The following is a 358-nucleotide window of genomic DNA, read 5'->3' on the forward strand; positions in this document are numbered from 1 at the left end:
GCTCGCATCCACTCTACAGTTCTCAAACACCACACCAGAAACAAACAGCTTCCGGGGCGCTAGCCCCTCGGCGTGTTGCCTCAGGACCCAACAGTGTGCATGTGAACAACCACCCTCCCCGGCGCCGACTCAACGTTCCACGCGGTAAACCGCAGTACTAACCAAGGCATTGCCGACCAAGAGCGACCATAACCAGTAGTTCCACAATTCCTTGAGCAACCAGGACAGTCCTACAGTCGAGGACTAGGCCCCAGCCACTCCCAACCGTTGCCGGCTGGGATGTGTTGTGCTCCTTAGAAAGGAGGTGATCCAGCCGCACCTTCCGGTACGGCTACCTTGTTACGACTTCGTCCCAATC

General features: G+C 57.3%; 1 rRNA gene. It reads right to left on the reverse strand.

The annotated features are described in order from the left end of the window. Positions 1 to 297 precede the first annotated feature (297 nt). Positions 298 to 358: ribosomal RNA gene (locus EIY87_RS25445) — 16S ribosomal RNA — on the reverse strand; the annotation flags it as partial.

Source organism: Amycolatopsis eburnea, assembly GCF_003937945.1.
GTDB lineage: Bacteria > Actinomycetota > Actinomycetes > Mycobacteriales > Pseudonocardiaceae > Amycolatopsis > Amycolatopsis eburnea.